General features: G+C 62.0%; 1 protein-coding gene. It reads right to left on the bottom strand.

The genetic code is table 11. The features are described 5' to 3' along the window. Positions 1-38: 38 nt before the first annotated feature. Positions 39-250: transposase (locus tag ACSNOK_RS35405; RefSeq protein WP_436784783.1), on the bottom strand; the 212-nt coding region annotated here is incomplete at its 5' end.

Genomic DNA, 250 nt, shown 5'->3' on the forward strand with positions numbered 1-250 from the left:
GTCAGGAATTTCGTGTGAGGGCGGGCGGTTGCACACGATCAGGCGAAAGCCCTTGTGAAACGCTCCTCGAAGAGGACGGCGAACTGAGCCTTCGCCATGACCCACTCACGCGCGGGCATGGTCCACTGTTTCTCGGTCCGGTTCAAGACCAGGAAGATGAGCTTCATGGCCGCCTCGTCTGTTGGAAAGTGGCCTCTGGCGCGGACCGCCCGGCGCAGCTTGGCGTTCAGGGATTCGATGGCGTTGGTGG

The sequence above is a fragment of the Streptomyces sp. URMC 126 genome, assembly GCF_051386555.1.
Classification (GTDB): Bacteria; Actinomycetota; Actinomycetes; order Streptomycetales; family Streptomycetaceae; genus Streptomyces.